This window comes from Archangium lansingense (assembly GCF_026626635.1).
Taxonomy (GTDB): Bacteria; Myxococcota; Myxococcia; order Myxococcales; family Myxococcaceae; genus Archangium; species Archangium lansingense.
This window is the reverse complement of sequence record NZ_JAPNKA010000001.1, coordinates 12,240,357-12,253,510: the sequence shown is the minus strand read 5'-3', so window position 1 is coordinate 12,253,510 and position 13,154 is coordinate 12,240,357. Positions and strand designations below refer to the sequence as shown.

10 protein-coding genes are annotated in these 13,154 nt (G+C 69.2%); 8 read left to right on the top strand and 2 right to left on the bottom strand.

All coding sequences use genetic code 11. From position 1 onward, the window contains the following. Positions 1–7 precede the first annotated feature (7 nt). The 6 genes from OV287_RS49095 to OV287_RS49070 all read left to right on the top strand — a co-directional run bounded on the left by OV287_RS49095 (position 8) and on the right by OV287_RS49070 (position 9,012). A complete protein-coding gene (locus tag OV287_RS49095) occupies positions 8–2,218 on the top strand; it encodes a sensor histidine kinase (RefSeq protein ID WP_267540999.1) in 2,211 nt (736 codons plus the stop codon). Positions 2,219–2,299: 81 nt separating this feature from the next. Continuing rightward, positions 2,300–2,890 carry a response regulator transcription factor gene (locus OV287_RS49090; protein ID WP_267540998.1) on the top strand — a complete coding sequence of 197 codons (591 nt, stop codon included), beginning with the start codon at positions 2,300–2,302 and terminating at the stop codon, positions 2,888–2,890. Between the two features lie 160 nt (positions 2,891–3,050). Then, on the top strand, positions 3,051–5,858 hold the full coding sequence (locus OV287_RS49085; RefSeq protein WP_267540997.1) for a serine/threonine-protein kinase: 2,808 nt from the start codon (positions 3,051–3,053) through the stop codon (positions 5,856–5,858). Between the two features lie 100 nt (positions 5,859–5,958). Further along, positions 5,959–6,807 (top strand): hypothetical protein, encoded by an 849-nt coding sequence (locus tag OV287_RS49080; protein ID WP_267540996.1) that lies wholly within the window; start codon positions 5,959–5,961, stop codon positions 6,805–6,807. Positions 6,808–6,937: 130 nt separating this feature from the next. After that, complete coding sequence (locus OV287_RS49075; protein WP_267540995.1) at positions 6,938–7,621, top strand: response regulator transcription factor; 684 nt, start codon at positions 6,938–6,940, stop codon at positions 7,619–7,621. Next, positions 7,618–9,012 (top strand): sensor histidine kinase, encoded by a 1,395-nt coding sequence (locus OV287_RS49070; RefSeq protein WP_267540994.1) that lies wholly within the window; start codon positions 7,618–7,620, stop codon positions 9,010–9,012. Before OV287_RS49075 ends, OV287_RS49070 begins: the two co-directional genes overlap by 4 nt. A gap of 6 nt (positions 9,013–9,018) precedes the next feature. On the opposite strand, the gene OV287_RS49065 is transcribed toward OV287_RS49070, so the two are convergent. Then, on the bottom strand, positions 9,019–9,681 hold the full coding sequence (locus tag OV287_RS49065; RefSeq protein WP_267540993.1) for a hypothetical protein: 663 nt from the start codon (positions 9,679–9,681) through the stop codon (positions 9,019–9,021). A gap of 86 nt (positions 9,682–9,767) precedes the next feature. On the opposite strand from OV287_RS49065, the gene OV287_RS49060 reads away from it, so the two are divergent. Next, on the top strand, positions 9,768–10,484 hold the full coding sequence (locus tag OV287_RS49060; protein ID WP_267540992.1) for a hypothetical protein: 717 nt from the start codon (positions 9,768–9,770) through the stop codon (positions 10,482–10,484). After that, the gene (locus tag OV287_RS49055) at positions 10,481–12,283 is read left to right on the top strand and encodes a tetratricopeptide repeat protein (RefSeq protein WP_267540991.1); all 1,803 of its coding nucleotides are present in this window, start codon (positions 10,481–10,483) and stop codon (positions 12,281–12,283) included. Before OV287_RS49060 ends, OV287_RS49055 begins: the two co-directional genes overlap by 4 nt. A 15-nt stretch (positions 12,284–12,298) precedes the next feature. Here the strand turns inward: OV287_RS49055 and OV287_RS49050 are convergent, their stop codons facing one another. Next, on the bottom strand, positions 12,299–12,952 hold the full coding sequence (locus tag OV287_RS49050; RefSeq protein WP_267540990.1) for an MBL fold metallo-hydrolase: 654 nt from the start codon (positions 12,950–12,952) through the stop codon (positions 12,299–12,301). Positions 12,953–13,154: the final 202 nt, after the last annotated feature.

Below are 13,154 nucleotides of genomic sequence, written 5' to 3'. Positions count from 1 at the left end.
GGGTATCATGCCCTCCGGTATGCGTGCTCTGGGATTCCTGCTCCTGTTGTTGCTGGCGGCTCCGTCGCTCGCTCAGTCCGAGCGGGCGAAGACGGTGCTGCTCTTCGTTCCAGAGGCCGTCACGGTGCCGGCCATCGCCGACTTCACCCGGAGCTTCCGGCAGACGGTGTTGAACGGAGCGCGAGGGCCTGTCTCCGTCAACATCGAGTACCTCGACATGGCCTGGTTCAGCAGCCCCGAGTACGAGCGCGCGCTGCGCGACTTCTATGTCGCCAAGTACCGGGAGCAGCGGCCCGAGGCCCTCGTCGTCTTCGCGGATGCCACCCCCTTCGTGCTCAAGCTCCAGCGGGAACTGTGGCCGGAGGTCCCGCTCCTCTCCATCCTCAACGATGACTTCCTGGCGGCGGCCCTGCCCCAGAGCCCCTACCTCCGTGGCAACTGGGCGGACCTCGACATACCGGCCACCGTGCGGACGGCCCTGCGGCTCCTCCCGGATACGCGCCAGGTCGTCCTCATTCTCGGCTCCAGTCAGCGAGAGCTGGACGCCTGGTCCTTCGTGGAGCAGGAAGTCCGCTCCGCCGCGCCGGACCGCGAGTTCGTCGGACTCTCCGGGCTGACGCTGGAGGAGCTGCGGCAGCGGGTGCGCACGCTGCCCGAGGACAGCGTGGTCTTCCTCATCGGCTTCATGCGGGATGCGAAGGGGCAGAGCCTCAGCGGGTACGAAGCGCTGCGGCTGCTGCATGCCGACGGGAGTCCCCCCATCTTCAGCGTCCACAAGACGATGCTGGGCAGTGGAATCGTCGGGGGCGTGCTGATGGACTACCAGCTGCTCGGCCAGCAGGTGGCGCGGCGTGCCCTGCGGCTGCTCGAGGGCGAGCCGGCTTCGAGCTTGCCCCCCGGTCCCTTCGAGGCCAACGTGCTCGCCTTCGACGCCAGGGAGTTGCAGCGTTGGAACATTCCCGAGAGCAGGCTGCCCCCCGGCAGTGTGGTGCACTTCCGCCAGCCGGGCCTCTGGGAGCGCTACCGCTGGCAGATGACGGGGGCGCTGGTGGCTGGCCTGTTGCAGGCGGTGCTCATCGCCGTGTTGCTCCTGGAGCGCCAGCGGCGCATGAGCGCCCAGCGGCTGCAACTGGCGGTGCTGGATTCGCTCCCGGGCTCCGTGGCCATTCTCGACAGGCAGGGCGTGGTGTTGCGGGCCAACCCGGCCTTGGCCCGGCTCGAGGTCCTGGAAGGGTTGACCCCCGAGAAGCTCTTCATGCCGGGAGGCTCCTGTCTGGAGACCTTCCGCGAGGCGGCGCGCACGGGCCGCCCCCCCGAGATGGCTCCGGTGGCCGCGCTGCTCCAGGACGTGCTCTCGGGCCGCGCTCACGAGGGCGTGGTGGAGTTCCGCGGCTTCACGGCGGACACCTGGTTCGAGCTGCGCGCTCGGCGGTTGGAGCTGCCCGAGGGCGGAGCCGTCGTCTCCCTGATGGACGTCACTCCCCGCCGGCGCGCCGAAATGGAGGCTCGCCAGGCGAGGGACGAGCGGGCCCATCTGGAGCGCGTGGCCGTCGTGGGCGAGCTGGGCGTCTCCATTGCCCACGAGCTGAACCAGCCCCTGGCCGCCATCCACACCAACGCGGAGATGGCCCAGCGCCTGTTGCAGCGCACGCCCATGGATCTCCCCCTGGTGCGCGAGATGCTCCAGGACATCGTCTCCGACAACAAGCGGGCCGGGGAGATCATCCGCCACATGCGGGCGCTGTTGAAGAAGGGCGAGGTCTCGTTCGTCCGCCACGATTTCAACGAGCTGGTCCGGCAGGTGCTGCGCCTGGTGGGCCATGACGCGCAGCTTCGCGGGGCCGCCCTCACGCCGCTGCTGGCTGGCTCACCTCTGCTCGTCAAGGCGGACGGTGTGCAGCTCCAGCAGGTGGTGCTCAACTTGCTCGTCAACGCCCTGGATGCGGTGGGTCCGTGCCCCTCCGGAGAGCGGCAGGTCTGGGTGCGCACGCGCCAGCAGGAGGGCCGGGCGGAGCTGGTCGTGGAGGACTCCGGCCAGGGCCTGAGCGAGGAGGTGCTCGCGCACATCTTCGAGCCCTTCTTCACCACCAAGCCCAAGGGCCTGGGCATGGGCCTGTCCATCAGCCGTTCCATCCTCGAGGTGCATCAGGGCCGTCTCCAGGGCGAGCGCCGGCCGGGTGGCGGTGCCCTCTTCCGCTGCACGCTTCCGCTCGCTTGAGTCTGCTGTGCTAGCGTGAGATGGCTGGTGGGATATGGGGGGCTCACCTTGGATGGCCATCCGATACAAGAGCGGTCCACGGTGTTCGTCGTGGACGATGACCCTTCGGTGCTGCGCAGTCTCGTGCGCATGTTCCAGTTGGAGGGTTATACGGTGGAGAGCTTCGCCCACCCGCGGCCGATGCTGGAGCGGGTGCCCGGCGAGCGCCCGGGGTGCGTGGTGATGGACTTGCGCATGCCGGAGCTGAACGGGTTGGAGCTGCAGGAAGAGCTGCGGCGGGCGGGGTGGAAGCAGCCCATCATCTTCATCAGCGGGCATGGGGACGTGCCAGCGGCGGTGAAGGCGATGAAGGCTGGAGCCGTGGACTTCCTGCCCAAGCCCTTCAGCCCGGCGGAGCTGCTGGCGGCGGTGGCGCGAGCGGTGGCGCAGGACCGTGAGGCGATGGCCGCCGACGGTGAGCGCGAGGCGCTGCGGACTCGCTTCTCCTCGCTGTCTCCCCGCGAGTGGCAGGTCTGCCAGCGGGTGGCTCAGGGGCTGCTCAACAAGCAGATCGCCGCCGAGCTAGGCACCGCCGAGCAGACGGTGCGCCTGCAGCGCGGCCGCGTCATGGAGAAGCTGGCCGTGGACTCGGTGGCGGAGCTGGTTCGGCTGATGGAGCGGCTGGACGCTTGAGCCGGAGTGGAACAAAAATTCTATAATCTAGTAAAAATTCAGGGATTCTGTCAATTCAACAAAGAGGCTATGGGCTTATCCCTGGTGAGTGCCTACCTAGGGGTTTCCCCTTCCCGCGTGCGTGTCCTCCGCAGGCAGGGAATGTGCGCTCAGGAGCCTCATGCAGACCCAGGACAGCCAGAGCGCTCTCGAGTTCGAGCGGACCCTCGTGAAGCCGGAGGCCGAGCCACCCCCTGTGCGCAGGCGGATACCGCCGTCCCTTGTGGCTCGGTACGAGGACATCCGCTTCGCTGGCGAAGGCGCGATGGGGACTGTCTACCGGGCAGTGGATCCGCAGCTCGGCCGCACCGTGGCGCTGAAGCTCCTCAAGAGCGGTGAGCCCTCGCTCTGCCAGCGGTTCATCGCGGAGGCACGGGCCCAAGCGCGCATTCGGCACGAGCACGTGTGCGGTGTGTTCGAAGCCGGACTGGCGGATGGCGAGCCGTACATCGTGATGCAGTACATCGACGGCGAGCCGCTGTCGCGAGTGCGCGAGCGCCTGACACTCGAGCAGCAGGTGAAGCTGCTGGAGGAGGTCGCCACCGCGATGCACGAGGCGCACCGGGAGGGGATGATCCACCGGGACCTCAAGCCGGGGAACATCCTCGTCGAGCAGCGCGAGGACGGTTCGTGGAAGCCGTACATCGTGGACTTCGGCCTGGCGCGCCAGGTCGCGGAGCAAGGGCAGACCCAGACGGGTGAGGTTCTCGGGACGCCCGCCTACATGTCTCCAGAGCAGGCCAATGGGGATGTGCACCAGCTCGATCGGCGTACGGACGTGTACTCCCTGGGAGCGACGCTGTACGACGTGATCGCCGGTCGGCCCCCCTTCGTCTCTGAGCACCCGTGGAAGTTGCTCGTGATGTCGGCGCTGGAGGATCCACCGCCGCTGGGGCAGGTGAAGCCGGGAGTCCCGAAGGATCTCGAGACCATCGTGATGAAGTGCCTCGAGCGGGACCCGGCACGTCGCTACGACTCGGCGCGGGCACTCGCGGAGGAGCTGCGGCGTGTCCTGGATGGCGAGCGAGTCCAGGCGAAGCGGGCCTTCTGGGGACACCGTCTCTGGAAGAAGGCCCTGCGGCACAAGCTGCTCACGGTGAGCCTGGGAGCGCTCGTGGTGGGAGTGCTTGGGGTGGGGGCCGTCTGGGTGAGCGGCCAGCGCCACGCAGCGGAGCAGGCGCGGCTCGCCCAGGAGTTGGGAGAGAGCGTGAAGGAGATGGAGCTGTTCCTTCGCGCGGCGTACGGGCTGCCGCTGCATGACGTGGAGCGGGAGCGGGATGTGGTGCGCGCCCGGCTCGAGGAGATAACCCAGCAGTTGCGCGAGTCGGGCGCGGCTGGAAAGGGGCCCGGCCACTACGCGCTCGGGCTGGGACAGCTCGCGCTCGGTGAGCCCGCGCTGGCGAGGGAGCACCTGGAGCAGGCACTCGCAGCCGGGTACTCGTCGGCGAGCCTCGAGTACGCGCTGGGGCAGGCACTCGGCGAGCTCTACCGGCGTGCCCTGGAGGACACCCGGCGCATCACCCACCCGGAGGAGCGGCGGAAGAAGGTGGCGCTGCTCGACCAGGAGCTTCGCGAGCCCGCGCTCCGCCACCTGCGGGCGGCAATGGGGACGAGGCTCGAGGTGCCCGAGTACGTGGAGGGATTGATCGCCCTGTACGAGGGGCGACACGAGGAGGCGATCGCGAAGGCGAAGGTAGCCTTCGGCAAGGCCCCCTGGATGTACGAGCCGAAGAAGCTCGAGGGGGATGCGCTGTACGCCGAGGGCAGCAAGTACCGGCACGACGCGGCGTTCGACTACGAGAAGATGAAGGGCTACTTCGAACGGGCGGCGGAGGCGTACCGGGAAGCGGCGGAGATGGGCAGCAGCGATCCGGCCGTTCACCGAGCGGAGTGTGAGCTCTGGGAGAAGATGGGGTGGGCGGACTTCTCGCAGGCACTGCCGCCTGGCCCGTCCCTCGATGCCGCCCAGGCGGCGTGCGATCGCGCGGTGCGCTCGAGTTCGAGGGATGGCGAGGCCATGGTGCGGCGGGCCCTCGTGCTCCTGGCACGCGTGCATGTGCTGAGCGGCAGATCTTCGGAAGATACGGTCCTCCTGGTGGAGGAGGCGCTCGAAGCCGCCGAGAAGGGACGGCGGGCGCGCCCCCAGGAGGTCATGGCCCACTACGCGGTGGCCCAGGCCCTCTTCCTTCGGACTTCACTCCTGTACAAGCTGGGCCGCGAGGCGTCCATGGAGTCGGCCATCTCGGCCTACCAGCGGGTCCTCTCCCTGGAGCCAGGCTTCACCTGGGCTCATAACGAACTGGGGGAGGCGTATCTCGAGGAGGCCAGGAGCATCATCGCGCGGGGACATGAAGCGGCGCCGCTGTTGGAGAAGGCGGCCCTTCAGTACGAGCAGGCCCTGGCGTTGGACCCGGTCTTCGAGCTACCCGTGGGCGGCTTGCTGGAGGCCGCGAAGGTCCGACTCGAAGCGGAGATCGCCCGGGGGCGTGAGGCGCCAGAGGCGCTTCATGCATTCTCCCACGCACTGGCCCGGCTCGAGCAGACGGGCTCCAGCCCCTCGCTCCTGGCAGTGTGGAAGGCGCGTGCGCACCGGCTCCGTGCCCACCACGACTTCGTGCTCGGCCGGGATCCTCGTCTGCCTTTGGCGGCCTCCATCGAGGAGATCCGTGCCGTCGCCGGAGAATCGCCGAAGGACTCCTGGCTGCTCATGGAACTGGTCCTGGATCGTCTCCTTGAAGCAGAGAACGAGCGGCGCCTGGGGCGGGATCCGGCGCTGGCTCTGGAGAAGGCGCGGACCGCGCTGCGGAAGGTGAGCGAGGTGAACATGAAGCGCGCCGAGATGACCTGCAAGGCGGCGGCTCTGCTGAGTTCGCTGCTGACCCGGGAGTGCCAGCGCCTCTCGGATGACACTCACAACTTCATCCGATGAATTCATGATATTCAATTGCTTGTGTAACTCGATATAGTTTTTAAAAAATCCCGCCGGTCATGAATATCTAGAGATGCCCGAGCGGAGTCCGGAGAATCCCATGCAGATCCAGTTCGCACGTATCCTGTTCACCACAGTGCTCATGGCCGGCCTTGCCGGATGTGGAGGAGTCGAGGAGGACGCTCAGCTCGCAACCGTCAGACAGGCGGCGAGAGGGATGGACGATGAGCGCACCCCGCCCAGGGGGCTGAATGGCACAAGCCCTGCCTGTTTCTGGGCCCATAACACCCAGAAGGCGCTCCGGAGCCTGGGCAATACCGCCCTCGACCAGGGCGCGGGGTTCCTGCCGGACATCCCCCTGAGCCAGGTGTCCGAGTCCTGCCGTCCCGTCCTCCGCTCCGCCGTCGAGTGTGCCCTCACCCCGGACCAGTCCGTGATCGATCCCGTGACGGGCGAGCTCTACACGGGTTGGTGGGGGCTCGCCCCCTCGTGGTCCAGCAACGTGCTGGATACCAGTGGCCGCCGGTATGTGACGGCGTGCATGGTCCAGCGGCTGAACTACTACGGGACTTCCGTCCCCATCCTCCTGGAGGGGCCCTCTCCCGTCATCGCGCAGAACGCATCCTTCGCCACGCAGTATCCCATCGAGGAGTCGACCGTCTTCGGCGATCTGTTCTCGTCCCCTGTTCCCCTGCTGGGACTCCTGCCCGCGTTCAGCGTGTTCGTCTGCTGGGAGTCCCTGCTGCCCCAGTCGTGTGGCCTGCTGGGACTGCCCCTGCTCGGAAAGCGGATCTGCGACGACGCGCCGCTGTGCGGCCTCGTGCCAGTGGGGCCCTGCGCCTTGTCGTGCGTGCAGAATGGCCCTTATTGGAAGTGTCGGCCGGACCTGCTCGCTCCGTTGTGGACGGAGACCGTCCGGGTGAAGCTCGAGACGGCCACCTGTCAGTGAGTCCGCTGCGGGCCGGGAGGGAGGAATCCGGCTCGCCCGCCTGATGGGCTGGCCGCCGGTCCCACGAGGCATTCGCCACCGCTCGGTTACTGCTTGGAATGGGGAGGCCGGTAGGGGACGCTGACGGGGCATGAAGCTGCTGCTCGTCGAGGACGAGGAGAAGATGGCCCGGCTGTTACAGCGGGGCCTGACTGAGGCGGGGCACCAGGTGGACGTGTGTGAGCGGGGCGAGGACGCGCTGGAGCAGGCGCTGCAAATTGCCTACGACACCGTGCTGCTGGACTGGAACCTGCCGGATCTCGACGGCCTGGCGGTGCTGCGGCGCTGGCGTGAGCAGGGGCTGCGCACGCCGGTGTTGATGCTCACCGCGCGAGGCACGGTGGGTGAGAAGGTGATGGGGCTGCGCGCCGGGGCGGACGACTACCTGGTGAAGCCCTTCGCCTTCGAGGAGCTGCTGGCGCGGCTGGAGGCGCTGCACCGCCGGGGCGATGCACAGGGGCCGGCACAGCAGGTGGGCCCGCTGGTGCTGGACTCGCGGCGGCGGGTGTTGCGGCACGGGGAGCGGGAGCAGGTGCTCACGGGTCGCGAGTACGCGCTCTTCGCCGAGCTGGCCAGCCACGCGGGCGAGGTGCTGGCGCGCTCTACGCTGCTCAGCCACGTGTGGGGCGACAGCTTCGACGGGCCTCCGAACATCGTGGACGTGTACGTGGGCTACCTGCGCGGGAAGCTGAAGAAGCTGGAGGTGGAGCCGGTGGTGTCCATCCAGGTGGTGCGAGGGGTGGGCTTTCGGCTGGTGGTGGAGGGGCGCGGGTGAGGCTGGCGACACGGCTGTGGTTGCTGGGCGCGCTGGTGCCCATGGCGGGCCTGCTGGTGACGCTGACGCTCGCGGCGGAGTTCTTCGAGGCGTGGCTGGCGCGCTCGGTGGATCGGGGACTGCTGTCGCAGGCTGCGGTGGAGTCGGTGAGCCTCTTCGATGGGCCGGGAGGCCAGCCGCACCTGCACATGCTGAGTTCGGCGCTGGAGAAGGAGGTTCGCCCCTTCGCGCCGGTGGCTGAGCTGTTCGCTCCGGATGGCCAGCGGCTGGTGTCCTATCCCTCCTCGGACGAGGGAGCCTATGGGCCGACGCCCGCGCCGAACCCTCCAGGAGAGCCGCCGCGCTTCGAGACTGTGAAGGGCGCGGATGGAGCGCGGCTGCGGCAGCTCACCCTGGGCGTTCGGGCTCCGGCGGGCGGGGTGTACACGTTGCGGCTGTCGGCCTCGCTGGCCCAGCAGGACTCGGCGGTGCGGGCCTTCCACGGGGTGACGCTGGCGGTGGCGGTGCTGCTGGGCGTGGTGCTCTTCGGGTTGCAGACGTGGCAGGCGCGGTGGCTGGCCGGGCGGCTGGACCAACTCCGAGGGCTCATCGGCCGGTTGCGCGAGGGGGTGCTTCCGGGGGGCGTGGGGAAGGGGCGGCGGGGAGACGAGGTGTCCGAGGTGGAAGGGGCGCTGCACGAGGCCTCGGCACGGCTCAATGAGGCGCGGGAGGCGCAGGAGCAGCTCATCGCTCGGGCAGCGCACGAGCTACGCACGCCGCTGGCGCTGATGCGCACGAGCCTGGACCTGGCGTTGTGGAAGGAGCGCGATGCGCAGGCGCTGCGCGAGGCGCTGGAGGAGACGCGGCGCGAAGTGGAGCGGCTGAGCGCGCTGGCGGGAAACCTGCTGGACCTGGCCTCGTTCGGAAGAGGGGGCTGGGAGGTGCGCGCGGGAGACCTGCGCGAGGTGGTGGAGGACGCAGCGGCGGCAGCGCGTGCGGAGGCGGAGGGGCGGGGCGTCTGGGTGTCGGTGGAAGGGCCCGAGTCGGCCTCCTGTACCTTCCACGCGTCCTCGGTGCGGCAGGCGGTGGACAACCTGCTGGCGAACGCGTTGCGGTACGCGCCGAGGGGGACGGAGATCGCCGTGCGGCTGGAGCGCGAGGGCGAGCGGTGGAGGCTCTCGGTGAGGGACCGAGGCCCCGGCATTCCGGCCGAGCACCGCGAGTCCGTCTTCCAACCCTTTCACCGGGTGGAGCAGAAGGGCGCGGGTACGGGGTTGGGACTGGCCGTGGTGCAGGAGGTGGCGAAGCGCCACGGAGGACGGGCCTGGGTGGCGGAGGTGCAGGGGCCGGGGGCGGAGGTGGTGCTGGAGCTCCCCGCGGAAGGTCCCGGCACGACAACCGCCGCCGCGTGAATCCCCTCAGGGTGTTTCCACACCCAACCGGCAGAACACGTGGAGCGACAACCCCACCTCTTCGAGGGACACGGGCGTCTGCTCCACGGCGCCGGGAATCGTGCAGTCCACCACGTGAAGCGGAGCCTCGGACGAGCCCACGGCTGCGGCTATCTCTCGCGCCCGGGCGACGAAACGGCGGAGCAGCTCCTCACGGTGGGACTCGGGCTGCGAGAAGATGGCCTCCACGGAGCCGAAGTTGAAGCGGGGCTGCTTCTTCATCTCGCGGCTGTCTCGCTCTACTTCGTGGCACACGCGCACCAGCGAGCCCACCCGGGAGCTCCGCGCCCAGAAATCCAGCTCAGCGGGGAGCGGTACCACGAGCAGCCCATCCACGGCGACGAAGGTTCGGTCCTCGTCTTCGGGGAGTGACAGCTTCTTCGGGGCCGAGCGGTTGAATCGCGTGTCCCTCGGCCGGAGCGTCACCTCGGTGCCAGTGGCCTCCCGAGCACGGCGCTGGAGCTGCTCGCAAGCGCGCTGCAGGAGGGGGAGGGTCTGTTCGATGCCCTCGGTCTCGAGGGAGACGGAGAAGGACACGCGCAGCAGGTCCGGCCGCACGACGAGCTCGGCGCGGACGGGGGCGGGCTCATGCAGAGGGGAGGCGTACTTCTCTTTATAGGAGAGGGACATGGCGGACGGCGAGCCTACCTGCTGGCAAGCTGCGCGGTACACTTCCGGTGCACGGGATGGTCATGGCCATCCGCTGGAGTCCACTCATGAAATTCTCTCACCTCGTCTTCCCCGGCTGCGTGGTGCTCGTCTGTCTATGGACCTCGTGTGGCCGCTCTTCGGTCTCGAGTGCCGTGGCCAGCTCGTACGAGTCCGACACCGTTCCCGCCCACGAGACGGTGGAGGAGGGCCTGAAGGTGCGCCCGGACGTGTTGCTGCTGTCCTTTGCCTTCCGGCAGGAGACGGAGGCGCTGGACCAGGCGGTGCCGAAGCTGAAGGCGGCGGTGGAGCGCTACGTGCGCGCCGCCACGGAGGCCTCGAAGGTGGAGGTGACGGTGAAGATGAAGGACGTGCGCCTGGAGTCCGGCAGGAAGATGGCCGGGAGCGACGCGATGGCGCACGGCGTGCTGGAGGTGGCGCTGCCCGAGTCCCTGGACTTCTGGGGTCGCTCGGCGCTGGTGGCCACGCTGGTGCGGGTGGGGAGCCAGGAGGCCGCTGCCGCGGAGAAGGAGAACACGGGCCTGCGGGCGTCATTCGGCTTCCCGGTGGCCCAGGTGCGCGACCCGGAGGCGCGCCGGGATGAGTTGATGAAGCGCTGGGTGGATCGCGCCCGGGGCTTCATCTCCCAGGCGCAGTCCGAGCGCTCCCCGCTCCAGCTCGTCGGCTGTGAGCCTCCGGGGGCGGTGAAGCAGGCAACGGTGTCCGTGGACGAGGTGGTGCTCTCGCTCGCGGTGAGCTGCCGTCTGGACTCGGTGGCGAAATGAGCGCTTCTCACCCATCTCCTGAGCAGGACCTGGCCATCGCCCGTGCGGCAATTGCCCGGGGAGACCTGTCTCATGCCGCGCGGCACCTGGCTGGCGCGCTCGCGGCGGACCCGCTGCACCCCGAGTTCCTGGAGACGGCGGAAGCGCTGCTACGAGAGGCCCCGGAGAACGCAGCCCAGCTCATTCCGCTCAACGAAGGCGGGTGGTTCGGGGAAGTGGCCCTGCGGGCGTGGCTGCTCGCGAGGACGGGAAACGCCACGGAGGCGTTGAGCCTGTTGCTGCAGGTGGTCGCGGTCAAACCCGAGGTGCCCTACCTGGCGTGGACGCGGCGCTGGTTCGAATCACCCGGGTTCGTTCGTGCGGTGGAGCCGCTGCCCGTAGCCGCCGCGGCCGAGCAGATTCTCCGCGGGGTGGACCTCTCCGCCCACCCAGCCACGGCGGACTCGGCGATCGAGCTGCTGGCGCGTGTCCGGGCCGTGCACCCGGAGGTGCCGGAGTTGCTCCTGGTGCATGCGCGAATGCTCCGGGGCGCGAATCGGTTCCAGGAGGGGCTCGAGAGCGCACTCGCCTACGAGCGGGCGTATTCCAACTGGACGGCGGCCATCGCCGTGGCCGGTGCGTACCGCTGCCTCGGTGACGTGCCCTCGGCATTGGATTACTTCCGCCTCGCGCTGACACGCAAACCGGAGGACCTCGCGGTGCGGCTCGACATTGGCGACCTGCTCTGGGTCGAGGGCAAATCCCAGGAGGCGCTTGCCTCGTATGAGGAAGTGCTGGCGCGCGAGCCGGAGCATGCGTGGGCCCTGCCCTCGGCGTTGCTCCTGCGCGCCCAGGTGACGGGAGATGCGGCGCTGCTGCGCGACTTCCTGCGGTTCGCGGAGCAGCACCCGGAGAACCCGCGTGCCCAGGACTTGAGGCAGGAGGTGCTCGCCGCGGGTTACACCCCGCCGCCGGAGGGGGAGCCCTGGGTGGACTACCTGCCCGAACCCTCCGAGGCCACGATCTCCGCGGTGCTGAAGGTGCTCGCCGCTTTCGCGGAGGGGGAGGTGGGTGCCAACGAGGCCAACGAGGAGATGAAGCTCACCGTGAGCTGTCTCGAGGCCCCGAGCGCGATGCTCTCCGCTCGACGCCAGCTCGCCACCCAGGGACGCGGGGAACTGCGGGTGACAGTGCAGAACATTCCGAAGCCGGATCCACGTGTTCCCCGCCAGCAGGGATGGCTCCAGCGGCTGGGTTTCCGGCCGCAGCGGCCGGCGCTCTGGCGCTACGAGGGTACGGAGGCACATCCGGCCGTCGAGCCACCTGCCGCCAGGGTCTCGGAGCGGATTGGCGCGCTCGCCGCCAAACCCTTCCACCTGGGCCGGTGGCGGGCGGAGGCGGCCACGCTCGCCAGGGAGCTGGCTGAGGTGCGTCCGTTGGAGATCGCCGCCACGATGGTGCATCCGCCGCCCGGGCCCAGCGACACGATGGCGTGGAATTGGCTCAACGCCGTGCAGGTGGCGGCCGCGCTGGTGCTTGCCGAGAGCGAAGCTGGACGCGCCCTGCTGCACGACATCGTGCTCGGGCCCACGGACTGGGTCGCTGGAGCGGCCGTGGTCGCGTTGACCGCGTATGCCGGCGAGGATCGCGAGAAGGCGGGGCCGGTGCTGGGGATGATTGTGAAACTGCTCGGCGAGCGCCCGTCCCAGGGCCACTGGTGCCTGGAGTATCCCCTGGTGGTGAGCGCGCTGCGCATGAGTGGCAGCGAGCCGGAGAGCCGCGACTGGCTCCAGGAGTGGCGGCGCCGGCTCGAGTCCTGAAGACGGGGGCCGGGCTCAGCGGGGCTCGGACGGGGCGGGGGCTTCGGTGTCTTCGTCCAAGGCGCGTCGGAGCGCGGACGCGCCGTCCTGGAGGATAGGGCGGCCGTGCGCGAAGCAGAGCACCTCGACGGGCAGGTGGTCGAGGATGCGCTGGACGCTCATCCGGGTGCGGCCGGGCTCGTCCTGGTACTGATTGTCCACGAAGCGTGGCGTCCCCTGGCCGTAGTGGGTGAGGAGGTCCGAGAGGAAGATGACGCTCCGGGGCCGCTCCATCCACAGGGCATACATGGACTCGACGGGGCCGGGGGTGTGGTAGGCCATGAGGCCGCCGGGGAGGTTGTCACCGGGGCCATAGGTGGCATCCGGCGTGTCTTCCAGGCCGTAGGCGTCCTGGGGGGCCCACACGGGGGCGCCGAAGAGCTTGCGGAAGTGCCAGGCCGCGCGCTGGTGGTTGCCGGCGGTGAGCACGATGGCCTCCACCCGGCCGAGTTTGCGCAGCGCCTTGTCGTCGATGGGCAGCGGGTCGATGAGGGTGACCGCGCCGTCCTCGGACACCACGGCATAGGCCTCGCTCTCCGCGCCGCCGATGCGGTCATCACGGACGCTCCAGCGGTGGACGCTGGGAATCACCTGCACGGTCCGGTGGGCTCGTTCCTTGGGCTCGCTCATGCGGCAAAGCTAGGCACCCGTGTGCATGGGGCGTGGAGGCCTGGTCGCTCGGGCCCTTCCGGGGCGAGGGGTTGACCTCCCTGGGCATTGGTGGCGGGTGCTCCCAGCTTTGGAAGAAGCAGGAGGGGAGCCCCATGCGTGCTGTCTTCCGAATGCTTCAGGACTTGCCCGCTCGGCGGCCGCGCAGGCGTACGAGGAGACG

Bases quoted from the DNA above. Each gene is read 5' to 3' on its own strand.
- OV287_RS49055 (WP_267540991.1), top strand. From the start codon at position 10,481: ATGAGCGCTTCTCACCCATCTCCTGAGCAGGACCTGGCCATCGCCCGT.
- OV287_RS49085 (WP_267540997.1), top strand. From the start codon at position 3,051: ATGCAGACCCAGGACAGCCAGAGCGCTCTCGAGTTCGAGCGGACCCTC.
- OV287_RS49050 (WP_267540990.1), bottom strand. From the start codon at position 12,952: ATGAGCGAGCCCAAGGAACGAGCCCACCGGACCGTGCAGGTGATTCCC.
- OV287_RS49095 (WP_267540999.1), top strand. From the start codon at position 8: ATGCCCTCCGGTATGCGTGCTCTGGGATTCCTGCTCCTGTTGTTGCTG.
- OV287_RS49065 (WP_267540993.1), bottom strand. From the start codon at position 9,681: ATGTCCCTCTCCTATAAAGAGAAGTACGCCTCCCCTCTGCATGAGCCC.
- OV287_RS49075 (WP_267540995.1), top strand. From the start codon at position 6,938: ATGAAGCTGCTGCTCGTCGAGGACGAGGAGAAGATGGCCCGGCTGTTA.
- OV287_RS49060 (WP_267540992.1), top strand. From the start codon at position 9,768: ATGAAATTCTCTCACCTCGTCTTCCCCGGCTGCGTGGTGCTCGTCTGT.
- OV287_RS49080 (WP_267540996.1), top strand. From the start codon at position 5,959: ATGCAGATCCAGTTCGCACGTATCCTGTTCACCACAGTGCTCATGGCC.